Source organism: Cupriavidus alkaliphilus, from assembly GCF_014191175.1.
GTDB classification, from domain to species: domain Bacteria; phylum Pseudomonadota; class Gammaproteobacteria; order Burkholderiales; family Burkholderiaceae; genus Cupriavidus; species Cupriavidus alkaliphilus.
Genome location: NZ_JACHWE010000001.1, coordinates 1,081,089 through 1,103,426, shown reverse-complemented (window position 1 = coordinate 1,103,426; position 22,338 = coordinate 1,081,089). Strand labels below are relative to the sequence as shown.

General features: G+C 65.3%; 26 protein-coding genes and 2 tRNA genes. 11 read left to right on the top strand and 17 right to left on the bottom strand.

Going from position 1 to position 22,338, the window contains the following annotated elements; translation table 11 throughout:
• Positions 1-8: 8 nt before the first annotated feature.
• A complete protein-coding gene (locus FHX60_RS05245; protein WP_112774114.1) occupies positions 9-1,319 on the bottom strand; it encodes a homoserine dehydrogenase in 1,311 nt (436 codons plus the stop codon).
• Between the two features lie 45 nt (positions 1,320-1,364).
• Positions 1,365-2,600, bottom strand: a complete 1,236-nt coding sequence (locus FHX60_RS05240) for a pyridoxal phosphate-dependent aminotransferase (protein ID WP_112774271.1) — start codon at positions 2,598-2,600, stop codon at positions 1,365-1,367.
• A 315-nt stretch (positions 2,601-2,915) separates the two neighbouring features.
• Here FHX60_RS05240 and FHX60_RS05235 point away from each other — a divergent pair, with 315 nt between their 5' ends.
• From FHX60_RS05235 to FHX60_RS05215, 5 genes are all read left to right on the top strand, one after another.
• Positions 2,916-3,299, top strand: coding sequence for an Mth938-like domain-containing protein (locus FHX60_RS05235; protein WP_112774113.1), 384 nt, complete (start codon positions 2,916-2,918; stop codon positions 3,297-3,299).
• Between the two features lie 142 nt (positions 3,300-3,441).
• The gene (locus tag FHX60_RS05230) at positions 3,442-3,906 is read left to right on the top strand and encodes a peroxiredoxin (protein WP_112774112.1); all 465 of its coding nucleotides are present in this window, start codon (positions 3,442-3,444) and stop codon (positions 3,904-3,906) included.
• Between the two features lie 420 nt (positions 3,907-4,326).
• The gene (locus FHX60_RS05225; RefSeq protein WP_092308987.1) at positions 4,327-6,030 is read left to right on the top strand and encodes a PhoH family protein; all 1,704 of its coding nucleotides are present in this window, start codon (positions 4,327-4,329) and stop codon (positions 6,028-6,030) included.
• Between the two features lie 131 nt (positions 6,031-6,161).
• Entirely contained in the window at positions 6,162-6,569 is a 408-nt protein-coding gene (locus FHX60_RS05220) for a hypothetical protein (protein ID WP_183282679.1), read from the top strand.
• Between the two features lie 47 nt (positions 6,570-6,616).
• Positions 6,617-7,297, top strand: coding sequence for a C40 family peptidase (locus FHX60_RS05215; protein ID WP_183282678.1), 681 nt, complete (start codon positions 6,617-6,619; stop codon positions 7,295-7,297).
• 70 nt (positions 7,298-7,367) lie between these two features.
• Here FHX60_RS05215 and FHX60_RS05210 read toward each other — a convergent pair whose 3' ends face one another.
• The 8 genes from FHX60_RS05210 to FHX60_RS05175 all read right to left on the bottom strand — a co-directional run bounded on the left by FHX60_RS05210 (position 7,368) and on the right by FHX60_RS05175 (position 13,412).
• Positions 7,368-8,375, bottom strand: a complete 1,008-nt coding sequence (locus tag FHX60_RS05210) for an inorganic phosphate transporter (protein WP_063238031.1) — start codon at positions 8,373-8,375, stop codon at positions 7,368-7,370.
• A 13-nt stretch (positions 8,376-8,388) separates the two neighbouring features.
• Positions 8,389-9,015, bottom strand: a complete 627-nt coding sequence (locus FHX60_RS05205) for a DUF47 domain-containing protein (RefSeq protein WP_010809517.1) — start codon at positions 9,013-9,015, stop codon at positions 8,389-8,391.
• 190 nt (positions 9,016-9,205) lie between these two features.
• Positions 9,206-10,597 (bottom strand): replicative DNA helicase, encoded by a 1,392-nt coding sequence (locus FHX60_RS05200; RefSeq protein ID WP_018007703.1) that lies wholly within the window; start codon positions 10,595-10,597, stop codon positions 9,206-9,208.
• 172 nt (positions 10,598-10,769) lie between these two features.
• Positions 10,770-11,222: a 50S ribosomal protein L9 gene (rplI, locus tag FHX60_RS05195; protein WP_092308997.1), complete on the bottom strand. Its 453-nt coding sequence runs from the start codon at positions 11,220-11,222 to the stop codon at positions 10,770-10,772.
• Between the two features lie 32 nt (positions 11,223-11,254).
• Entirely contained in the window at positions 11,255-11,533 is a 279-nt protein-coding gene (gene rpsR / locus FHX60_RS05190) for a 30S ribosomal protein S18 (protein WP_006163606.1), read from the bottom strand.
• Positions 11,534-11,536: 3 nt separating this feature from the next.
• Positions 11,537-11,836, bottom strand: coding sequence for a primosomal replication protein N (priB, locus tag FHX60_RS05185; protein ID WP_092308999.1), 300 nt, complete (start codon positions 11,834-11,836; stop codon positions 11,537-11,539).
• Positions 11,837-11,925: 89 nt separating this feature from the next.
• Entirely contained in the window at positions 11,926-12,300 is a 375-nt protein-coding gene (rpsF, locus tag FHX60_RS05180; RefSeq protein ID WP_010809513.1) for a 30S ribosomal protein S6, read from the bottom strand.
• 119 nt (positions 12,301-12,419) lie between these two features.
• Entirely contained in the window at positions 12,420-13,412 is a 993-nt protein-coding gene (locus tag FHX60_RS05175) for an asparaginase (protein WP_183282677.1), read from the bottom strand.
• Between the two features lie 255 nt (positions 13,413-13,667).
• Here FHX60_RS05175 and lexA point away from each other — a divergent pair, with 255 nt between their 5' ends.
• On the top strand, positions 13,668-14,321 hold the full coding sequence (gene lexA, locus FHX60_RS05170) for a transcriptional repressor LexA (RefSeq protein WP_092309005.1): 654 nt from the start codon (positions 13,668-13,670) through the stop codon (positions 14,319-14,321).
• 114 nt (positions 14,322-14,435) lie between these two features.
• Positions 14,436-14,606 (top strand): hypothetical protein, encoded by a 171-nt coding sequence (locus FHX60_RS05165; protein WP_012353085.1) that lies wholly within the window; start codon positions 14,436-14,438, stop codon positions 14,604-14,606.
• 51 nt (positions 14,607-14,657) lie between these two features.
• Here the strand turns inward: FHX60_RS05165 and FHX60_RS05160 are convergent, their stop codons facing one another.
• The 3 genes from FHX60_RS05160 to FHX60_RS05150 form a co-directional block, all read right to left on the bottom strand.
• Positions 14,658-15,002, bottom strand: a complete 345-nt coding sequence (locus FHX60_RS05160) for a hypothetical protein (RefSeq protein ID WP_244159782.1) — start codon at positions 15,000-15,002, stop codon at positions 14,658-14,660.
• A 95-nt stretch (positions 15,003-15,097) separates the two neighbouring features.
• Positions 15,098-15,166, bottom strand: a tRNA-Ala gene (locus tag FHX60_RS05155).
• A gap of 134 nt (positions 15,167-15,300) precedes the next feature.
• Positions 15,301-15,573 (bottom strand): hypothetical protein, encoded by a 273-nt coding sequence (locus tag FHX60_RS05150; RefSeq protein ID WP_260163457.1) that lies wholly within the window; start codon positions 15,571-15,573, stop codon positions 15,301-15,303.
• A gap of 237 nt (positions 15,574-15,810) precedes the next feature.
• Between FHX60_RS05150 and FHX60_RS05145 the strand changes: the two genes are divergently transcribed.
• Both FHX60_RS05145 and dusA read left to right on the top strand, forming a co-directional pair.
• Entirely contained in the window at positions 15,811-16,032 is a 222-nt protein-coding gene (locus tag FHX60_RS05145; protein WP_183282675.1) for a DUF2188 domain-containing protein, read from the top strand.
• A gap of 186 nt (positions 16,033-16,218) precedes the next feature.
• Positions 16,219-17,232: a tRNA dihydrouridine(20/20a) synthase DusA gene (dusA, locus tag FHX60_RS05140; protein WP_112774105.1), complete on the top strand. Its 1,014-nt coding sequence runs from the start codon at positions 16,219-16,221 to the stop codon at positions 17,230-17,232.
• 479 nt (positions 17,233-17,711) lie between these two features.
• On the opposite strand, the gene FHX60_RS05135 is transcribed toward dusA, so the two are convergent.
• Positions 17,712-17,891 (bottom strand): hypothetical protein, encoded by a 180-nt coding sequence (locus FHX60_RS05135; RefSeq protein ID WP_112774104.1) that lies wholly within the window; start codon positions 17,889-17,891, stop codon positions 17,712-17,714.
• 340 nt (positions 17,892-18,231) lie between these two features.
• On the opposite strand from FHX60_RS05135, the gene FHX60_RS05130 reads away from it, so the two are divergent.
• Together FHX60_RS05130 and FHX60_RS05125 are read left to right on the top strand one after the other, a co-directional pair.
• Positions 18,232-18,510 (top strand): hypothetical protein, encoded by a 279-nt coding sequence (locus tag FHX60_RS05130; RefSeq protein ID WP_183282674.1) that lies wholly within the window; start codon positions 18,232-18,234, stop codon positions 18,508-18,510.
• A 103-nt stretch (positions 18,511-18,613) separates the two neighbouring features.
• A tRNA-His gene (locus tag FHX60_RS05125) sits at positions 18,614-18,689 on the top strand.
• Between the two features lie 84 nt (positions 18,690-18,773).
• Here FHX60_RS05125 and FHX60_RS05120 read toward each other — a convergent pair.
• The 3 genes from FHX60_RS05120 to FHX60_RS05110 all read right to left on the bottom strand — a co-directional run bounded on the left by FHX60_RS05120 (position 18,774) and on the right by FHX60_RS05110 (position 22,222).
• Complete coding sequence (locus FHX60_RS05120) at positions 18,774-19,334, bottom strand: NADPH-dependent FMN reductase (RefSeq protein WP_112774103.1); 561 nt, start codon at positions 19,332-19,334, stop codon at positions 18,774-18,776.
• 128 nt (positions 19,335-19,462) lie between these two features.
• Entirely contained in the window at positions 19,463-20,551 is a 1,089-nt protein-coding gene (locus tag FHX60_RS05115) for an enoyl-CoA hydratase/isomerase family protein (protein WP_183282673.1), read from the bottom strand.
• A gap of 105 nt (positions 20,552-20,656) precedes the next feature.
• Positions 20,657-22,222, bottom strand: a complete 1,566-nt coding sequence (locus tag FHX60_RS05110) for a methyl-accepting chemotaxis protein (RefSeq protein ID WP_183282672.1) — start codon at positions 22,220-22,222, stop codon at positions 20,657-20,659.
• Positions 22,223-22,338 lie beyond the last annotated feature (116 nt).

The following is a 22,338-nucleotide window of genomic DNA, read 5'->3' as shown; positions in this document are numbered from 1 at the left end:
TCCGGCCCTTAGTTCAGTTCTTCCATGCGCAGGCGCGTCACTGCGGACAGCACGGTGGGCAGTGCCTCGATCTTCGCGATGGCGGCGTTGACGTGCTTCTCGCGCGTGATGTGGGTCAGGATGATGATGTCGGTCTGCGGCTCGCCTTCACGCGATTCCTTCTGCAGCATGGCGTCGATCGAGATGCCGCCCTCGGCCAGGATGCGCGTGATCTCGGCCAGCACGCCGGTCTCGTCGGACACGCGCATGCGCAGGTAGTACGAGCTGTTGATCTCTTCGATCGGCAGCACCGGCACGCTCGACAGCTCGTCGGGCTGGAACGCCAGGTGCGGCACACGGTGCTCGGGGTCGGCGGTGTGCAGGCGGGTCACGTCGACCAGGTCGGCGATCACCGCCGAGGCGGTCGGCTCGGCGCCGGCGCCCTTGCCGTAGTAGAGCGTGGCGCCCACGGCGTCGCCCTGCACCAGCACCGCGTTCATCGCGCCTTCCACATTGGCGATCAGCCGCGTGGCCGGCACCAGCGTCGGATGCACGCGCAGCTCGACGCCGTCGTCGCGCCGGCGCGTGATGCCCAGCAGCTTGATGCGGTAGCCCAGCTCTTCGGCGTACTTGATGTCGGTGGCCGACAGCCTGGTGATGCCTTCGACGTGGGCGCGGTCGAACTGCACCGGCATGCCGAAGGCGATCGCGCTCATCAGCGTGACCTTGTGCGCGGCGTCGACGCCCTCGATGTCGAAGGTCGGGTCGGCCTCGGCGTAGCCCAGCTGCTGCGCTTCCTTCAGGACCGCGTCGAAATCCAGGCCCTTGTCGCGCATCTCGGACAGGATGAAGTTGGTGGTGCCGTTGATGATGCCGGCGATCCACTGGATGCGGTTGGCGGTCAGGCCTTCGCGCAGCGCCTTGATGATGGGGATGCCGCCGGCCACCGCGGCCTCGAACGCGACGATCACGCCCTTCTTGCGCGCGGCCTCGAAGATCTCGTTGCCGTGCACGGCCAGCAGCGCCTTGTTGGCGGTGACCACGTGCTTGCCGTTCTCGATCGCCTTGAGCACCAGCTCGCGCGCGATGCCGTAGCCGCCGATCAGTTCGATGACGATGTCGACGTCGGGGCGGTTGACCACCGCATTGGCGTCGCTGACGATCTCCACTTCCCCGTTGGTCAGTTCGCGCGCGCGTTCGGTGTTGAGATCGGCCACCACGGCAATCTCGATGCCGCGGCCGGCGCGGCGACGAATTTCTTCCTGGTTGCGCTTGAGCACGTTGAACGTGCCGCTACCGACGGTACCGATGCCGAGCAGGCCAACTTTGATGGGGTTCATGGACAATCTTCTGAGTTGCTAAGGATGGGTTGCGGCGCGGCCGGATCAGGCCGCTGCCTTGCCGTGGCGTTTTCGGTACGCCTCGAGGAAGCGCGCGATGCGGCCGATGGCCTCGCGCAGGTCTTCCTCGTGCGGCAGGAACACGATGCGGAAATGGTCGGGCCTGGCCCAGTTGAAGCCCGAGCCCTGCACCAGCAGCACCTTGGACTCCTGCAGCAGTTCATAGATGAACTCCTGGTCGTCCTGCACCGGGTACATCGACAGGTCCAGCTTCGGGAACAGGTACAGCGCCGCCTTGGGCTTGACGCAGGTCACGCCCGGAATCGCGGTGATCAGCTCATAGGCCAGGTCGCGCTGGCGGCGCAGGCGCCCGCCTTCGGCGACCAGGTCGTTGATGCTCTGGTAGCCGCCCAGCGCGGTCTGGATCGCCCACTGGCCCGGCACGTTGGCGCACAGGCGCATCGACGACAGCATGTTCAGGCCCTCGATGTAGTCGATGGCCGGGCGCTTGTCGCCCGACACCACCATCCACCCGGCGCGGTAGCCGCACGAGCGGTAGTTCTTCGACAGGCCGTTGAAGGTCACCGTCAGCACGTCGGTGGACAGCGAGGCGATCGAGGTATGGGTGTTGCCGTCGTACAGAACCTTGTCGTAGATCTCGTCGGCGAAGATGATCAGCCCATGCTCGCGCGCGATCGCGACGATCTCCAGCAGCAGTTCGTCCGAGTACAGCGCCCCGGTGGGGTTGTTCGGGTTGATGATGACGATGGCCTTGGTATGCGGCGTGATGCGCGCGCGGATATCGGCCGGATCGGGCATCCAGTCATTGGACTCGTCGCAGATGTAGTGCACCGGCGTGCCGCCCGACAGGCTCACCGCAGCGGTCCACAGCGGGTAGTCCGGCGCCGGCACCAGCACTTCGTCGCCGGTATTGAGCAGCGCGTTGACGGCCATCACGATCAGTTCGGAGGCACCGTTGCCCACATAGATATCGTCCAGGCCGACGCCTTCGATATTTTTTTGCTGGGTATAGTGCATGATCGCCTTGCGCGCAGCGAAAATGCCCTTGGAATCGGAATAACCTGCCGAATTCGGCAGGTTTCGCATCATGTCCTGCTGAATTTCCTCCGGCGCATCGAAGCCGAACACGGCCAGGTTGCCGATATTCAGCTTGATGATCTTGTGCCCTTCTTCCTCCATCTGCTTGGCCTTTTCCAGCACCGGCCCGCGGATGTCGTAGCAAACGTTATTGAGTTTGTTGGATTTCTGGATGGGTTTCACGGCGATGTCGGGCAAGCGTGGCGTGCCGCGTCGGCGGCACCGGACTGGGAATCGGGGCGATCTGACAGATTCTGAAAGAATGCGGAGGCGCCGTCCGCTGCGATGCAACGCAAACGTGGCAGACAGGGAGGCAAAAGCTATAATTTATCGGATTATGACAGACTTCGGCAGGGATTCTTGCATTGCAGCGTGCGCTGTCCGCGCGCACCGCGGCCGCCTGCCCGCTGTCGTCCATCCATTGCCCGCCCGGCCCGCCGGCCCTCCGCTCCGCGGACCCGCCCGCCAGCCCGCGCCGGCCATCGCCGAGATCCCCAAGTGAAACTCCACGCCGACCAGCCCCAGTCGCTCAACACCGTCACGGCCTACGGGCCCGGGTATATCGAAATCAACCTTGTGCGCCACACCAACTCGGTGCTGGTCATGCCAGAGGGCGAAGTCCGGCCCTGGCCGGTCGACCGCTTCGAAGACCTGGAGCCCGCGCATTTCGAGCAGCTGTCCGAACTGGGACCCGAAGTGGTGCTGCTCGGCACCGGCTCGCGGCTGCGCTTTCCGCACCCGCGCCTGACCGCATCGCTGGCGCGCCGCCATGTCGGCGTCGACGCCATGGACATGCAGGCGGCGTGCCGCACCTACAACATCCTGATGGCCGAGGGACGCAAGGTGGCGGCGGTGCTGCTGATCGAGCCCGAGGCCACCTGACGCGCCCCCGGCGAAAGTTGAGCAGTCGCCACGCTTGAAGTCCGCGCGAGGCGCCCCAATCTGCTCGCGCTGAGGCGGCAGCCCCTCTCCCGATTCCAACGATCTCACCGATCCCCTGCCCCTCCCCCAAGGAGCCACAAGCATGACCGTCAGTCTCAACAAGGCCATCCCCGACTTCAGCGCGCCGATGACCGGCGACGCCACCTTCCGCCTGGCCGACTACCGCGGCAAGACGGTGGTGCTGTACTTCTACCCGAAGGACAACACGCCGGGCTGCACCACGGAGGCGATGAACTTCCGCGACCAATACGAGGATTTCGAGAAGGCCGGCGTGCAGGTATTCGGCATCTCGCGCGACAGCCTGCGCTCGCATGAAAACTTCAAGGCCAAGCTGGAACTGCCGTTCGAACTGATCTCCGATGCCGACGAAAATGTGTGCACATTGTTCGATGTCATCAAGATGAAAAAGCTGTATGGCAAGGAGCACCGCGGCATCGAGCGCAGCACCTTTGTCATCGACGGCAAGGGCATCCTGCGACACGACCTGCGCGGCATCAAGGTGCCCAGCCACGTCGACGAAGTGCTGGAGATCGTGCGCGGCCTCTGAGGCATCGCCCGCGCGCCGTTGCCCGTAACGGCTTCGATCCGGACGCACCGCGGCAAACGTTGGCAGACCCAATTGCCAAACCCAAAACCTTCGGATACATTGGCCCGTAATGAGTTCAGATTCCGGATGCCACGCTGTTTCGACTCCCCGGCCCAGGCGCTTCCTGCCACGGGCCGGTAGCGGACCTGCCATGTCGGCAGTCCGCCCAAGAGCCGCCAACCCTGTTCCGCAGGCATGGCGGCTTTTTTGTTTGCAGCCACGTCTGTCCTCGTCCTTGTCCGCGCCGGGCGCCTCGCGCATGCATGCCCCGGCCCGGGTCCGCCACGCCGCCCTGAACATGTCGCACGCTGCCGAAGTCGCGCGGCGCCGCGGACCGGACCTTCCCGCCCCCTTCTTGTCCCCCTGAAAGGAAAGCCAAGCATGCCGCTGCCTACCATGCCCGCCAAGCCTGCCCAATTGCTGGACCCGAGCGAGTTCGCTCCGGTCTCCGCGGTGCCTAAGGCCAAAGCCGCCACACAGGGCAAGAAACCTGTGCCGGCGCTCGAGCGCGTGGCATTGCTGGAAACCGGCGACACGCAGGTGCCTGAAGTCAAGGCCCGCGCCGCCGGCGGCACCCGCGCCCGCAGCACCGAGACGCCCGCCGTATCCACGCCGGCCGTCACCGCCGCGCCGGTGAGCCTGGTCAAGCCGTCGACCGGCACCACGCGCCGCGCGCGCAAGGCCGACGGCCCGAGCAAGCTGTTCGTGCTCGACACCAACGTGCTGATGCACGACCCGGCCTCGCTGTTCCGCTTCGAAGAGCACGACATCTATCTGCCGATGATGACGCTCGAAGAGCTGGACAACCACAAGAAGGGCATGAGCGAAGTCGCGCGCAACGCGCGCATGGTCAGCCGCACGCTCGATTCGCTGGTCGGCGGCACCGACGGCGTGCTCGACGAAGGCCTGTCGCTGGCCAGCCTGGGCAACCGCGATGCGCAGGGCAAGCTGTTCTTCCAGACGCGCCTGAACGACATCAAGCTGCCCGAAGGCCTGCCGCAGGGCAAGGCCGACAACCAGATCCTGGGCGTGGTCAGCGCGCTGCAGCAGCAGTATCCCGAGCGCCAGGTGGTGCTGGTGTCGAAAGACATCAACATGCGCATCAAGGCGCGCGCCCTGGGCCTGCCGGCCGAGGACTACTTCAACGACCAGGTCCTCGAGGACAAGGACCTGCTCTACGCGGGCGTGATGCAGCTGCCCGGCGACTTCTGGGCCAAGCACGGCAAGGGCGTCGAAAGCTGGCAGGACCCCAAGTCCGGCGCCATGTTCTACCGGCTCACCGGCCCGCTGGTGCCGACGTTCCTGGTCAACCAGTTCGTCTACCTCGAGCCCGTGGACGGCAGCCTGCCGCTCTATGCGCAGGTCAAGGAGATCAACGGCAAGACCGCGCTGCTGCAGACCCTGAAGGACTACACCCACCACAAGAACAACGTGTGGAGCGTGACCGCGCGCAACCGCGAGCAGAACTTCGCGCTCAACCTGCTGATGAACCCGGACATCGACTTCGTCACGCTGCTGGGCCAGGCGGGTACCGGCAAGACGCTGCTGGCGCTGGCGGCCGGGCTGGAGCAGGTGCTGGACCAGAAGCTCTACAACGAGATCATCGTCACCCGCGCCACCGTGCCGGTGGGCGAGGACATCGGCTTCCTGCCCGGCACCGAGGAAGAAAAGATGCAGCCGTGGATGGGGGCGTTCGACGACAACCTCGAGGTGCTGCAGAAGAGCGACGACAGCGCCGGCGACTGGGGCCGCGCCGCGACCCAGGAGCTGATCCGCTCGCGCATCAAGGTCAAGAGCATGAACTTCATGCGCGGCCGCACCTTCGTCAACAAGTTCGTCATCATCGACGAGGCGCAGAACCTGACGCCCAAGCAGATGAAGACGCTGGTGACGCGCGCCGGCCCGGGCACCAAGATCATCTGCCTGGGCAATATCGCGCAGATCGACACGCCCTACCTGACCGAGGGCTCGTCGGGCCTGACCTACGTGGTCGACCGCTTCAAGGGCTGGAGCCATAGCGGCCATATCACGCTGGCGCGCGGCGAACGCTCGCGCCTGGCCGACCACGCCGGCGACGTGCTCTGACGCGGACCGCGGGCGCGGGCACCCTTCCATGCGCAAGGGGCCCGGGCCCGCTGTCGTGAGCGGCAAGCGCAATGCGGCTATGATGTCCGCACGTCCGCTCGTTGTTCCCGCATCCCCAACTGGAGGCGTCGATGTACCTACCGCATCTCCGCCTGGCCGCGCTGATCGGCGCTGCCATGGTCCTGGCCGGCCCGCTTCAGGCGCGCGCCGCGGCTGACGAACTGGTGATCCGCACCATGGGCCCCGTCAGCTATGTCTGCGGCGGTGTCGCCGAAGACGAGCGCCAGGCCCTGGCCGCGCGCGAGAAGGATTTCAATATCGGCATCCTGTTCACGCAGGGCGCCGCGGGCGAGTTCCTGTCCGATGTCGCGGTCAAGCTGGTGCGCGACGAGCAGGAAGTCGCGACCTTTCGCGCCGCCGGGCCCCGCTGCCTGATACGTGCGCCAGAAGGCAGCTACAATATCGAGGCCAGTTACAAGGGCCAGGCCAAGTCGATCAAGGTCAGCACCGGTACGCGCAACGCCCAGCTACGCTGGTAGCGGCAAGGCCTCCGGTGCGCCGGCAGGCCGGCGACCGGAATCCAGCGATGCCATTGCGCCGTACCCGTAGTTGTTCCAGTCCTTCCGCACTTCCCGGGCCGCTTGCCCGGGCCGGTCTGCCGCTGCTGTGCGCCGCCGCACTGCTGCTGGCAGCGTGCGCCAGTTCCCCACCCCCTCGCCATGGCAGCTTGCCGCGTACGCCCGGCAAGCCCATGACCGATCCCAGCGCCGGCCTGGAAGAAATCTCGATCCAGGCGATGTCGCTGGTCGGCACTCCCTACCGCTACGGCGGCAACACACCGGATGCCGGCTTCGACTGCAGCGGCCTGGTGCGCTATGTGGTCGCGCGCGCGGCCAATGTCAGCTTGCCGCGCACCACCGAGGCCATGGGCACGCGCGGCAGCTCGCTCGACCGCAGCGAAGTCGCTTCCGGCGACCTGGTGTTCTTCAATACCACCGGACGCGCCAACTCGCACGTCGGCATCTATGTCGGCCAGAACCGCTTTGTCCATGCGCCATCGTCCGGCGGCACGGTGCGGCTGGAGGACATGAGCAAGCCCTACTGGGCCTCGCGCTACAACGGCGCCCGGCGCGTGGTTGCCGGTGCGGTCAACCTGCCGCCGGCGCCGGCGACACCGGTGCCCGCGCCCGCCCCTGCGCCCCTTGCGCCGGAACCGGCCCCGCTGCCCGACGACGACGATCCCATCGCCGCCTTCGCCAACCGCTGAGCGACCGGCGCGGGCAAATAAAAAAGCCAGGCATTCTGCCTGGCTTCTTGCATGAGCAGCCGATCCCGCGTTACAGGATATGGCGCCCGATCCACCATGCGATCGCCGCCATGAAGGCCGAGGCCGGAATCGTCAGCACCCAGGCCCACACGATATTGCCGGCCACGCCCCAGCGCACCGCCGACATCTTCTGCGACGAGCCGACCCCGACGATGGCGCCGGTGATCGTGTGCGTGGTCGACACCGGCACGCCCAGCGCCGAGGCGAAGAACAGCGTCATCGCACCGCCGGTCTCCGCGCAGAAGCCGCCCACCGGCTTGAGCTTGGTGATCTTCTGGCCCATGGTACGCACGATGCGCCAGCCGCCGAACAGCGTGCCCATGCCGATGGCCACGTAGCAGCTGACGATCACCCACGTCGGCGGCGGATCGCCGGCCAGCACATGGCCGCTGGCGATCAGCAGCATCCAGATGATGCCGATGGTCTTCTGCGCGTCATTGCCGCCATGCCCCAGGCTGTACAGCGAAGCCGATACCAGTTGCAGCCGCCGGAACCAGCGGTCGACGCGCGATGGCGGCGTGCGGAAGAAGGTCCAGCCGACGACTACCATCATCAGCGAACCCAGCAGGAAGCCGAGGAACGGCGACACCAGGATGAACGCTACCGTCTTGAGCAGCCCGCTGGCCACCAGCGCGCCGGTGCCGGCCTTGGCCACCGCGGCGCCCACCAGTCCGCCGATCAGCGCATGCGACGACGACGACGGAATGCCGTAGTACCAGGTGATGACGTTCCACGCGATCGCCCCGACCAGCGCGCCGAAGATGACATAGTGGTCGACGACCCCGCCCTGGATGGTGCCGGTGCCGACCGTGGCCGCCACCTTCAGGTGGAACACGAAGATCGCGACCACGTTGCACATGGCTGCCATCGCCACAGCGTGGTGCGGCTTGAGCACGCCCGTGGACACTACCGTCGCGATCGAGTTGGCCGCGTCGTGGAAGCCGTTCATGAAGTCGAACAGCAATGCGAGCGCCACCAGCAAGGCGATCACCCACAGGCTCATTTGTATGGTCTGCATGCCGATTGCCGCCTCAGGCGTTTTCCAGGACGATGCCTTCGATGATGTTGGCGACGTCCTCGCACTTGTCGGTGATCGTCTCGAGCTGCTCGTAGATCGCCTTCAGCTTGATCAGGCGCTTGACGTCGGTCTCGTCGCGGAACAGCTTGGACATCGCCGAGCGCATCACGCGGTCGGCTTCGGATTCCAGCTGGTCGATCTGCTGCGCCGTCTTCAGGATGGTGCTGGCGTTGCCCATGTCCTCGAGCAGGCCCACGGCGATCTTGACCTGGTCGCAGCACTGCACGCAGATCGCGGCCAGGCGCAGCGCCTCGTCGGTCAGGTTGGTCACGTCATACAGCGAGATGGTCTCGGCCACGTCCTCCATCAGGTCCAGGATGTCGTCCATGGTCGTGATGAGCTTGTGGATCTCGTCGCGGTCCAGCGGCGTGATGAAGGTCTTGTGCAGCAGGTCGATGGTGTCGTGCGTGATCCGGTCGGCCTTCTTTTCGGTGGCCTGGACGCGCCGGGCATGGGCCTCGGCGTTGGGCAGGTCGTTGACCAGGGCCTGCAGTTCATGGGCGGCGGTCACCGCGCAGTCGGCGTGCTGGTTGAAATATTCGAAGAACTTGCCCTCGGTGGGCATGAATCGGCCGAACATGGAATGTTCCTTGTGGCAGCGTGGTGTCGCTGCGGATGGTGTTGCGGGATTAAGCGGACGCGAGCATGACGGCCGCGGATGGCGGCTGTCATCAAAGCGCAATATTTTACAGGGTTAGCGGGACATTGCCCGCGTATTTGGCACAAACGAGACGGGCAGGCACAGCAAATGGCCGCCCCGCTTGACTTCGTCAGGTGTCGTTGTCGAAGAAGGCCGGGCCGCCGCTGAAGTTGTCGAACTTCGTGAACTGGCCGAGGAAGGTCAGGCGCACGGTGCCGATCGGGCCGTTACGCTGCTTGCCGATGATGATTTCGGCGGTGCCCTTGTCCTGCGAGTCGGCGTTATAGACTTCGTCGCGGTAGATGAACAGGATCACGTCGGCATCCTGTTCGATAGCACCGGATTCGCGCAGGTCGGACATCACCGGGCGCTTGTTGGGACGCTGTTCCAGGCTTCGGTTCAGCTGCGACAGCGCGATCACCGGGCAATTCAGTTCCTTCGCCAGGCCCTTCAGGGAACGCGAGATTTCCGAAATTTCCGTGGCGCGGTTCTCGCCGCCGCCGGAGCCCGACATCAGCTGCAGGTAGTCGATGATGATCAGGCCCAGCTGCCCGCACTGGCGCGCCAGGCGGCGCGAGCGGGCGCGCAGTTCCATCGGGTTCAGCGCCGGGGTTTCGTCGATGAACAGCTGGGTGTCGTTCATGCGCTGGATCGCATGCGTCAGCCGCGGCCAGTCCTCGTCGAGCAGGCGCCCGGTACGCAAGCGGTGCTGGTCGAGCCGGCCGACCGAGCCCAGCATACGCATGGCCAGCTGCGTGCCCGCCATTTCCATCGAGAACACCGCCACCGGCAGGCCCTGCTCCACCGCCACGTGCTCGCCGATGTTCAGCGAGAACGCCGTCTTACCCATCGACGGGCGGCCGGCGACGATGATCAGGTCGCCCGGCTGCATGCCGCTGGTCATCTTGTCCAGGTCGATGAAGCCGGTAGGCACGCCGGTGACATCGGTGGTCGAATCGCGGTGATACAGCTCGTCGATGCGCTCCACCACCTGGGTCAGCAGCGGCTGGATTTCCTGGAAGCCCTTCTGCCCGCGCGAGCCCTCTTCGGCAATCGCAAAGACCTTGGATTCGGCTTCGTCGAGCAGCTCGCGCACCTCGCGCCCCTTGGGCGCGAACGCGGCCGAGGCGATATCGTCGGCCACCGTCACCAGCTTGCGCAGCACCGAGCGCTCGCGCACGATTTCCGCGTAGCGGCGGATATTGGCCGCGCTGGGGGTGTTCTGCGCCAGCGAGTTCAGGTACGCGAGCCCGCCCACCTCTTCGGCCTTGCCGGCCACCTGCAGCATCTCGTAGACCGTGATCACGTCGGCCGGCTTGGTGGCCGAGATCAACCGGGCGATGCTCTGGAAGATCATCCGGTGGTCGAAACGGTAGAAGTCCGCCTCGGACAGGAAGTCCGCGATGCGGTCCCAGGCGGCATTGTCCAGCAGCAGGCCACCGAGCACCGATTGCTCGGCTTCGATGGAGTGCGGCGGGACCTTGAGGTTATCGAGTTGGGGGTCGGCGACGGGCGCGTTCATGGGGAGGGATTATAACGGCGGGTGGACACACTTCGCCGGACATTTGGCGCCAGCGCCGTCCAGGGCAGCCGGGCAAACGGGCAACAAAAAAGGCAGGAGCCGGGGCTCCTGCCTTCTTGCAATGCCTGCGGGGCTTTGGCCAGCGCCGTGCGCCGGCCGGGGCGGCGCGTCCTTAGACGCTCTCGCCCACCACCGACACGGTCACGTCGACCACGACGTCCGTGTGCAGCGCAACGCTGACCGGGTGGTCGCCAACCGTCTTCAGCGGACCGTTCGGCAGGCGAACCTGCGCCTTTTCCAGCTTGTAGCCTTGGCCAGCCAGGGCTTCAGCGATGTCGGCGTTGGTCACCGAACCGAACAGGCGGCCGTCCACACCCGACTTCTGGGCGATCTGGACGTTCAGGCCGTTCAGCTTCTCGCCTTCGGCCTGCGCGGCGGCCAGCTTCTCGGCAGCGGCCTTTTCCAGCTCGGCGCGCTTGACTTCGAATTCGGCGATCGCGCTTTGCGTGGCGCGGCGGGCCTTCTTGCCCGGGATCAGGAAGTTACGGGCGTAACCGTCCTTCACCTTGACGATGTCACCCAGGTTGCCCAGGTTGACGACTTTTTCCAGCAGAATGATTTGCATCGTGTTCTCTCCTTGACGGACCTAGGGCCTGATCAGTTCTTGTGCAGGTCGGTGTACGGCATCAGCGCGAGGAAACGCGCGCGCTTGATGGCCGTATCCAGCTGACGCTGATAGTGAGCCTTGGTACCGGTCAGGCGGGCCGGCGTGATCTTGCCGTTGTCGCCGATGAAGTCCTTCAGGGTGTCCAGATCCTTGTAGTCGATCTGTTCGACGCCAGCCACGGTGAAGCGGCAGAAGCGCTTGCGCTTGAACAGCGGGTTCTGTTGCTGGAAGCGCTTCTTGTTCTTGTTGTCACGTTTGACGAATGCCATGATTCAATCCTTTTCGAATGCTTTACATCCAGTGATGTGAAAGACGAGAGCCTTGCTGTTGCGGTGCTTGCGGGCCAGGAATCCTTCGCAGTCGAGCAGCGTGCCGAGCGGTAGCCGCTCCAGACGCTGTCCAACCTGGCCGATCCCCATCGCAGCGATTGCAAACTCGACCTGCCTCGGCGTCTGCGCCTCGACGGCCTCGCCGCTGTACTGCAGGATGCAGTTCACGACGGGGACCCCGGCCGGGGTATAGCGCAGGGCATCGCGTTCCGCCAGGATGGCGGCAAGCCTAAGCTGGTTCAACGCGAGGCCTCTTGCTGGTTGCAATCGTTGCGGTTTCCGCTCGTGCCCTGGCCAACGTTGTCAGCCACGGCGCGCACCGCAGTCCGCACTCAGGCGGCCTGGCCTTCGGTGGTCGTTTGCGCGGCCTTGCGGGCTTCTTCGCGCTGCACTTCCTTCATCATCGGCGAAGGTGCGGTCTCGGCCTTCTTGGTCTGCACGATCAGGTGGCGCAGGACGGCGTCGTTGAACTTGAACGCGTGTTCCAGTTCAGCCAGGGTTTCCTTGCCGCATTCGATGTTCAGGCAAACGTAGTGAGCCTTGGCCAGCTTCTGGATCATGTAAGCCATCTGGCGACGGCCCCAGTCTTCCACGCGGTGAACGTTGCCGTTCTGCGAGGTCACGAGCTGCTTGTAGCGCTCGATCATGGCCGGCACTTGTTCGCTCTGGTCCGGGTGGACGATGAAGACGATTTCGTAATGACGCATTGACGCTCCTTTTGGGATTAGCCACCCGGGCGTCACGAGTCCGGTGTGGCAAGGTTGAATAGCCTTAAATTATAGCCCGCCGCGTGCCAACTACGCAAGCCGCTGATTTCACGGGCAAATCAGGCGCTGGCAAAGACCGCCTGCAGCCGCGCCGGGTCGCGCGCGAGCCCGGCATCCGCCGCCAGGGCCAGCGCCAGCAACACGCGCGCCTTGTAGGGATTGAGGTCCGCAGCAGACACGAACACACCGTCGACAGGACTGGGCTGCGGCGGGATCGCCACATGACCCGCACCGGTACGCGAGCTGCGCACCACCGCCACCCCGGCCGCCGCCGCATCGGCAAGAGCCGCTGCCAGCGCTTCGTGGACCGAGCCATTGCCGGTCGCGGCCACGACCAGCCCCGCGGCGCCGGCCTGCACTAGCGCATCCACCAGCGCCCTGCCCGGCTGGGCGTAGCTGGCCACGATCTCCACCACCGGCCACGCTGCCGGCATCGGCCCGATCGGCGCTGCCGCCCGCGGTGCCCGGGCAAAGCGCACGTAGTCGTCCTGCACGAACCCCAGCGGCCCGCACGGCGAGACAAAGGCATCGACCGCCGACGTATGCGCCTTGGCCACGTCCCGTGCCGCGTGGATCTGCTGGTTCAGTACCACCAGCACACCCTTGCCGCGCGCATCCGGGTGGGCGGCGACGCGCACCGCATCCAGCAAGTTCAGCGGCCCGTCGGCCGACAGCGACGTCGACGGACGCATCGCGGCGGTCAGGACCACTGGCACCGGACACGCTTGCGTCAGGTGCAGCGCCATCGCGGTTTCTTCCAGCGTGTCGGTGCCGTGCGTGATCACAATGCCCGCGACTTCGGGCTGCGCCGACCAGTGCTCCACCCGGGCCGCCAGTGTCTGCCACAGCGCAAAGGTCATGTCCTTGCTGTCGACCTGCGCCACCTGCTCGGCCTCGATGCGGGCCAGCGACTGCAAGGGCGGCACCGCCGCCAGCAATGAGGACACCGGCACGGTCGCCGCCTGGTAGCGGGCGCTGCTGGCGGCGCTGCCGGCGGCACCGGCGATGGTGCCGCCAGTGGCCAATACGACGATGCGAGGCAATTGGGTCATGGGAGCGCGCAACGATTTTGTTCTGGATAAAGGAAAGGCGATTGTAGCGGGCGCACACGCCCCGCCGCAGCCAGGATCAGACGCCTTGGCCGGTGTCCATGCGACACGCCTCAAAATTCTGCTTGCACTGACGCCGATACTGTATAAAATCACAGCATACTGTTTAAACATACAGTGCCCGGCCCGCCGGATGCTGGATAACGGACCAGAGCCTCCATCATCCAGCCCAGCGGCCCTGCACGGAACGGCGATCTCATGGCGACCCTGACACCCCGGCAGCAGCAGATTTTCGATCTGATCCGCAACACGATCCGCCGTACCGGCTTCCCCCCTACCCGCGCCGAGATCGCGGCGGAGTTCGGTTTCTCGTCGCCCAATGCCGCGGAAGAACATCTGCGGGCGCTGGCCCGCAAAGGCGTGATCGAACTGACGCCGGGCGCGTCGCGTGGCATCCGCCTGAAGGTGTCGCGCAGCGATTCGGAAATGCCGGACCAGTTCTCATTGCCAATGGCCGGCGTATTGCAGCTGACGCTGCCGCTGGTGGGCCGCGTCGCAGCCGGCAGCCCCATCCTGGCCGCCGAGCATATCGACCGCCAGTACCAGGTCGATGCTTCGGTCTTCGATGAGCGTCCGGATTACCTGCTGCGCGTGCGCGGCCTGAGCATGCGCGACGCCGGCATCCTCGATGGCGACCTGCTCGCCGTGCGCCGCGCCAGCGAGGCGGCCAACGGCAAGATCGTGGTGGCGCGACTGGGCGACGACGTCACCGTCAAGCGCCTGCAACGGCGCGGCGGCCATATCGAACTGATTGCCGAGAACCCGGACTTCACCAACATCATCGTCGAGCCCGGTGAAGAGTTCTCGCTGGAAGGCATCGCCGTCGGGCTGATCCGCTCTTCCGGCTTCTAGCCGGGCACCATCGCAGGCGCTTTGCCTGCACGGGCCTACCCGCTTCCATTGCTTTGCAGACGCCGCCCGGCTTGCCGGGTGTTGACCCCGCTTTGCCTAAAAAGAGGTGCCACCATGCCGCAAATCCACCACGTCGCCGCCCGCCGTCCGGTCAAGCCCGTGCCGTTTCGCCAGAGCAAGGGCGTACGCGTCTACCAGGGTACGCAGCGCCGTACCATGGTCGGCAGCATGGCGGCCATCTGCCGCATGCTGGAACTTGAAACCACCGAAAAGCTGGCCGCCTGACTGTTATTTACGGACGCGGACGCTTGCCGCGTCGCCAGACTTCTGTCGCGCTCAGCTACGCGCGCACGCCTTGGCTTCGGCCTCGAGTTCCGTCGGCGTCAGCTGGGGAAACCAGGTATCGGTCTTGCGCAATTCCAGCGCCGTGCCGTCGGCCTGTGGCGTCAGAGAGATCAGGTAGGCGTATTGATATTCACCGCTTGCCGCGCTCTGGCCGATACGGATTTCGATCTGGTTTTTCGCCGGCAACTGGACCAGCGTAGCCTCATCGCCAAGATTGTTGCGCAGGCATTTCGCGACCTCCGCCATCTTGACCGGCGTATACAGGCGCATCGGCGGGCGAGCGCGGACGTCCTTCTCCGAAGTGCCAGTGGCACACCCTGCCACCATGGTTGCCATCGCTGCGCCAATCAGTGCCGTTCGAACCAACATACCACCCCCGGGGAATGCAAAACGGCGCCCTTGGGAGGCACCGTCCTGGAGAATGCATGGGGTGGCTGGATGGGACTCGAACCCACGACGACGGGAATTTGCCATCCCGGCGTCCATCGCCATTGACCCCATTGAAATCAACGCTTTCGGCTTCGCATTGCAGTTTTGTGCGGAGCCGGGTGCGGATTTTAACCCGCGCACGCGCCACGCGCCATCTCGATCTTTGCGCGATTGACCAGCAGCGGCCTTTGGCCCGGCAGGCGGCTTACCAGCGCTTGCACTCGATCTTCTCTTCGAATTCCCCGTCGCGCTTCCACTCGCGCTCGATCAGGCAAGGGCCTTCGCGGTATTTCTGCTTCTGCTCGTAACCGCGCGGCCCACCCTTGCACTTGCGCTCTTCCTTGTATTCGCCGTCGCGCTTCTGCTCGCGCTCCACCTCGCAGCCGCCGCTACGGAACTTCTCCTTGTATTCGCCACCGCCGTGGCGATAGCCACCGGGATAATCGCGATCATCGGCCTGCGCCGGCGATGATGCCATCAAACACAGTAGCAAGGAGACAGCGGCAGCGGGCGTCCGGAGCATGGAGGTAGAAGCAGGAGGGAAATTGCAGCGAGCATAGCAACCGGAATCGCTGGCCGCTGTATCAAAGCGTTACGCCGCGGCGATCAGCGGAATTCCTCCGACAACGACCCGCGCAACGTCGAGGGGTGATAGGCTTCCAACACGGGGTGGCGTCTGCCGCCGCAGCTTGCTTGCGGCGACCTGGAGCTACCGATGCCAGTATCGAGCATTAGCGTCGTGCCCGCCGAACAAGGCTGGGCACTCGAAATAGACGGCACCTCCGAGCCGCGCGAGTTGTTCCGTACCCTTGAAGCCGCGATCAGTGCGGGCTGGGCACGCGCCCGAAGCGAACGCGTCGAGCTTCATATCCAGCCACTGGCTGGCGGCGTACGCCTGCGCGCGGAGGACAGCAGTCCGGCGAATTTTGCCGGCTAGCCGCTATGGCTGCGTTTATATCGTGGCGCAGCAGACCTCGGCGCGGTAGCCTATACTCACGTCTTCTCGCTGGCCCGCCACGCGCCAGGCCCATGCCGGGGTGCAGTGACCTGCATATGCCACCACGCCAGCCTCTGGGTCCTGCCGACGCTGCCGCGTCCGGCCCGCACCCAATTGCCGTATTCCATGAACGTAAATCCCCGCCGCATTTCGGTTGCGCCGATGATGGACTGGACCGACCGTCATTGCCGCATGTTCCATCGCCAGCTCAGCCGCCACACCTGGCTGTATACCGAGATGGTGACCACCGGCGCGCTGCTGCATGGCGACGTGCCGCGCCACCTCGACTTCGATGCGGCCGAGCATCCGGTCGCGCTGCAGCTGGGCGGCAGCGAGCCGGCCGACCTCGCCATGGCGGCGAAGCTTGGCCAGCAGTGGGGCTATGCCGAAATCAACCTGAACTGCGGTTGCCCGTCCGAGCGCGTGCAGCGCGGCGCCTTCGGTGCCTGCCTGATGGCGGAGCCGGAACTGGTGGCGGACTGCGTGAAGGCAATGCGCGATGCGGTGGAGGTTCCGGTAACCGTGAAGCATCGCATTGGCATCGACAAGGTCGAGCACTACGATTTCGTTCGCGATTTTGTCGGCAAGGTGGCGCAGGCGGGTTGCGGCACGTTTATCGTGCACGCGCGCAATGCGATCCTGAAGGGCCTGAGCCCGAAGGAAAACCGCGAGATTCCGCCGCTGCGCTATGAGGTGGCATACCAGCTCAAGCGCGAATTCCCGGAGCTCGAGATCCTGATCAACGGCGGCATCGTCAGCCATGATGAAATCGCCGCCCATCTGGAGCACGTCGATGGCGTCATGATCGGACGCGAGGCGTATCACCAGCCGTACATCCTCGCGGAAATGGACACGCGCTTTTATGGCGATGACAGTGCGCCGGTGCCGTCGCGGCTCGAGGTCGAACTGGCAATGCAGCGTTATATCGGCGACTTCGTTGAGCAAGGCGGATATATGGGTGCCGTGACACGGCACATGCTCGGCCTGCATCGGGGCATCGCCGGCGGACGTGGCTGGCGTCGCGTGCTGTCCGATGCGAAGCGCATGCATGCCGCGCGCACGCGGGCCGACGTCGAGGCACTGTTCGAAGAAGCCCGCACGCATCTGCGCCCGCACGCGCACGAGCCGCTGGCCGCGTAAGCGCGCATGGCCTCGTGCCATGCCGAGGCGACGCTCTAACTTCGAATCGTGAAAATATGCATGGCGGCGGGCGGGTTCCCCGCGCCGCACATGAGATGCCCGATCGCCCGGAAACCGGCGTCCGGAAAGGGATTCCCCTAATTCGCTGAGGCAGGGCACTTTCTTACACTGTGCCTGCCCTCGAATACAGGGCTTTCTTCAACTGATTATTAGCCCGCTCCGGCGGGCTTTTTTTTCGTCGGCGAGCTCGCTTGCGGCATCGCTCTTCGTTTACCCGAATGGTGCATTCCCCGCATGGCAGTTACAGTGCAACGGCCTTCAGGGCATTTGAGATCGCTAAAGTTAAGAGTCCGCGCTGCGGACTCTTTTTTTGCGCGCTCGCCTGGCACCACCTGGACGAATCGATTTGACCAGCCTTCCGGGCAAGCGTTCCATCGGTCACGCAAAATAGATTCCGCTGGAAGCGCATCGCCGGGGGTCTATCGCGTATGGCTGATGCCGATGTCCAGCGTGCCGTAAGTCGTGATGCTCGATTCCCTGCCGTCGGCCCCGCCGCCCGCAGCGCATCCGCCCAGCAAGGCCGCCAGTGCCGCCGCCGCCAGAATCCTCGTCGTCCATCTACACTTGTTCTGCATGGCCTGTTCCCTGCGTTCGATCACGTCGGTTGGGCTCGCGCATGGCCGGGAGGTTCCATCGCAGGCACGGTGCGGCATGGAAACGCAGGCCGCCAAGCGGAAGGAAACCACGGGGAAGGAAAAAGAGGCAGGCGGCCCATGGGGCGGGCCGCCTGACGGGAAGGTCGAGGGGGGTCAATGTCCCTCGGACTCGAGTATCGCTTCGGCCACGTGCCGCATGAACCCTGCAGAGGTAGGGGCTGTGCGCAGCATATTTGGCTGGCGGGCGTGATCGGAAGTCATCCAGAAGCCGTGATACGATTTCCGCACGCTCCCCAGGCGAGATCAGGCACGGTATGCGGACCGTGCCGGCAGGGGAGGCAGCATGGACAATGACAACGTGGAAAACGAAGCGCCGTTCGGCGTCGTCTATGAAGACTTCAGGGTGATCTGGGTAGCCGAGCAACTCCAGGATGGCAAATGGACCGCGCGCTACTGCTGGCACCCCGGCACCTCGGAAGCCGCGGGCAAGGCGTTGCAGGAAGCCGTGCTTAACGGCAAGTCGCGCCGGCTGCTGGGCCAGTTCGATACCGAAGCCGAGACCATCGCCGCGATCAAGCAGGCGGTGCTGCTCGAGGCCAAGTGGAGCCCGCCCCGCTCGTGAGCGATGCTCCTCAAAATTTTTTGTGCGGAATACTAGCCATCTCGAAAATCTGTTTGTATAATCTTGTTTTTCGTCGATCAGCGCTTCGCTGATGACCTCTACGGTGGCTGTAGCTCAGTTGGTAGAGTCCAGGATTGTGATTCCTGTCGTCGTGGGTTCGAGTCCCATCAGCCACCCCAAAATTCCCTGCAAAACGGCGCCTGATCCAGGCGCCGTTTTGCATTTTGGCCACGGTTTTCGCAGGCTGACGCTGCGCGCGCCGCTCAGCGCGGCGCGTTCCGCTCGATCCAGGCGCCAAACGTGGTCATGAACTTGCCAAGGAAGCCCTTGGTCGACTCGTTGGCAATGCCGCCCTGCTCGTCGAACAGCTTGTCGACGCCGCTGATATAGGCCTCGGGCTGCTGCAGGATAGGAATATTCAGGAACACCAGCGACTGGCGCAGGTGATGGTTGGCACCGAAGCCGCCGATGGCGCCCGGCGAGGCACTGATGATAGCGCCGGGCTTGCCGTCCCAGACGCTGCTGCCATACGGGCGCGAGCCCACGTCGATGGCGTTCTTCAGCGGCGCCGGCACCGAGCGGTTGTATTCCGGCGTGACGAACAGCACGGCGTCGGCGCGGCGGATGCGGTCGCGGAATGCTGTCCAGGCCTGCGTCGGCTTGTCGTCGAGGTCCTGGTTATACAACTCCAGATTGCCGATCTCGACGATTTCCGGCCTGAGCTGCGCCGGCGCCAGCGCGATCAGCGCCTTGGCCAGCTTGCGGTTGTATGACTCCTTGCGCAGGCTTCCCACCAGTACAACGACATCACGAGGTTCACTCATTGCGGCTCCTTTGACGGTGTAGACGGAATGGCACAGGCGGCGCCCGCGCGCGGCATGGCCGTGCACGGGCGCCAGACCCTGCCCGTCACTCTACCTGAGTCGGCGCCGGCGCGTTCCGTGCAGCGATGTCAGGCAGGCTTGCCCAGTGCCGCCAGCGGGTGCTCCTCCTGGCGCCACGGGCTGTCGAAGAACGACAGCGCCTTCTCGCGGCTGACTTCGTCGAGCCGCGCGTATTGCCAGCGCGGCTTGTGGTCTTTGTCGACCGCCAGCGCACGGATGCCTTCGACGCCGTCGCCCTTGCGGAACACGTAGTACATCATGTCGAGCTCCATGCGCAGTTCATCTTCCAGCGACATGCTGCGCGCGCGGCGGATCTGCTCCAGCGTCACCCACAACATCAGCGGCGAACGGCTGCGCAGCATGGCGGCGGTCTGAGCGGCCCAGTCGCCGGGCGCATCGCTGACGGCGGCGAGGATATCCAGCGCGGTGTTGCCGGCGAACAGCTGGTCGATCTGCGGCGACAGCCCGGCCAGCGTGCTTTGCGCGGGCACGCAATCATCGCGGTGCGCGGCGGTGAAGGTTTCGATATGCGCCAGCACCGCATCGCCGCTGGCAAACTGCTGCGCGCGCAGGGAATCGACCAGTTCCGCGAGGCGGTTGCCGGGCAGGTAAGCGTCGGCCAGGCCGGCGTACAAGGCGTCGGCGGCATGGATCACGGCGCCGGTCAGCCCCAGGTATTCGCCGATGCGCCCGGGCGTGCGCGCCAGGAACCAGCCGCCTCCCACATCCGGAAACAGGCCGATATTGGTTTCGGGCATGGCCATCTTGGTGCGATCGGTGACCAGCCGCAGGCGTGCGCCCTGCGAGATGCCCATGCCGCCACCCATCACTACACCGTCCATCAGGGCGATATAAGGCTTGGCGTAGCGGTGGATCAGGAAATTGAGCGCGTATTCCTCGACGAAGAACTGGTCGAGCAGCGGATCGCCGGCATGCGCGGCCCGGTGGAAATAGCGGATATCGCCGCCGGCGCAGAACGCCTTGCCACCGGCACCGGCCACCACCACGGCGGCGACCTCGGGCGCTGCGGCCCAGTCCTGCAGCGCCCGCGTGATGGCGCGGATCATGTCCAGCGACAGCGCGTTGAGCGCCTGCGGGCGGTTCAGCGTCAGGTATCCGATGCCACCGCGGACCTCGGTCGTGACGAATTCAGTCATGTCGTACTCCTCCAATGCAACTGGCAATTTTACGCCAGTCACCTTGGCAAGCGCACGCTCGTGAGCCGCTTGCGGCGCATGCCGGCACGCATGCGCCCTGCCCGCTCAGGCCAGCCGGAACGTCGCCACCAGCGAGGTGAGCCGCTGCGCCTGCTCTTCCAGCGATGCCGCGGCGGCCGCGGCCTGCTCCACCAGCGCCGCGTTCTGCTGCGTCATGCTGTCCATCTGCGACACCGCCACGTTGACCTGCTCGATGCCGTTGGACTGCTCGTCCGACGCCGCGCTGATATCGCCGATGATGGCGCTGACGCGCTGCACCGCATCGACGATGTCCTGCATCGCGCGCCCCGCCTCATCGACCAGTCCCGAGCCCTCGCGCACGTTGGCCACCGAGGCGCCGATCAGCGCGCGGATCTCCTTGGAAGCGCTGGCGCAGCGCTGCGCCAGGTCGCGCACATCGCCCGCCACCACAGCGAAGCCGCGGCCATGCTCGCCGGCGCGCGCGGCTTCCACCGCGGCGTTCAGCGCCAGGATATTGGTCTGGAACGCGATCTTCTCGATCACCTCGATGATGTCGACGATCTTGCCCGAGCTGGCGTCGATCGACTGCATGGTATTGACCACGCGCAGCACGGCATCGCTGCCGCGCCCGGCCAGGGTGGCGGCATCCGTGGCCAACGCGCGGGCCTCGCGCGCGCTGTCGGCATTCTGGCGCACGGTGCTGGTCAGTTCCTCCATGCTCGATGCCGTCTCTTCCAGCGAGGCCGCCTGCTGCTCGGTGCGCTGCGACAGGTCGGCATTGCCGCTGGCAATCTGCTTGCTGGCCGCGGCGATCGAGTCGGCACCGCCGCGCACATCGCCCACCATCGCCACCAGGCTGGCCTGCATCCGGCCCAGCATGCCCAGCATGCGCGCGGTCTCGCTGCGTGCCGCTTCGTCGGCCATCGCTTCGCCGCCGGACGCGGCAACGCTCAGGTCGCCGCCGGCGATCTTTTCGAAGCGCGCAATCGCCGCATCTAGCGGCTGCACGATCGAACGGCGCAGGCGCCATGCCACCACGGTGCTGAACGCCAGCCCCACTGCCAGCACGCACACGGATAGCGTGAACAGGTTGCGATAGCGCTGCTGCGACGCCTCGTAGACCTGCTTCGCGCTGGCCACTTGCAGCTTGTTCAGCTCGGTGTTGACGCTGGTGAAAGCAATATCGAGCTGCGGGATGGTTTCCAGCACGGCCTTCATCACGCCGTCGCGATCGCCGGCATGCAGGGCGGCAATCATGGGCGCCACCCCTTGCTTGAACAGCGCATCGCGCTTGGCGGTAACGTCTTCGACTACCCTGGCCTCGTCGGCCGAACGCGGCAGCGCGAGATAGGCCTTCCAGGCCTTCTCCGAATCGCGCGCAAAACCCTCGGCGGTCGCGGCGCGCGCCTTGGCGTCGGCCGGATCGGCGGCAAAGGTCGCCTGGTCCAGCAGCACGCGAACCAGCAACTGGTTCGAACGCGCCTCGGCCAAGTTGACCGCGGCCGACAGCTGCTGCCCGTAGATCTGGTGCGTGGCCTCATTGCTGCGCGACATGCCAAGCCATCCGACGGCACCGACAATCAGCAACAACAAGTTTGTGACGATCGTGAGAAACCACAATCTGGTGCCGATAGTCGTGTTCTTGAACATGGATGAGGCTCCGCGAGGAAAAAGAGAACTGGAATAAGGCCGGCGCGCCGCGCCGCTGCCCTGTCCAACTACGGCGCGCGCGCCGCATCCTTTACCCGTATTGATCGCCTTCACAC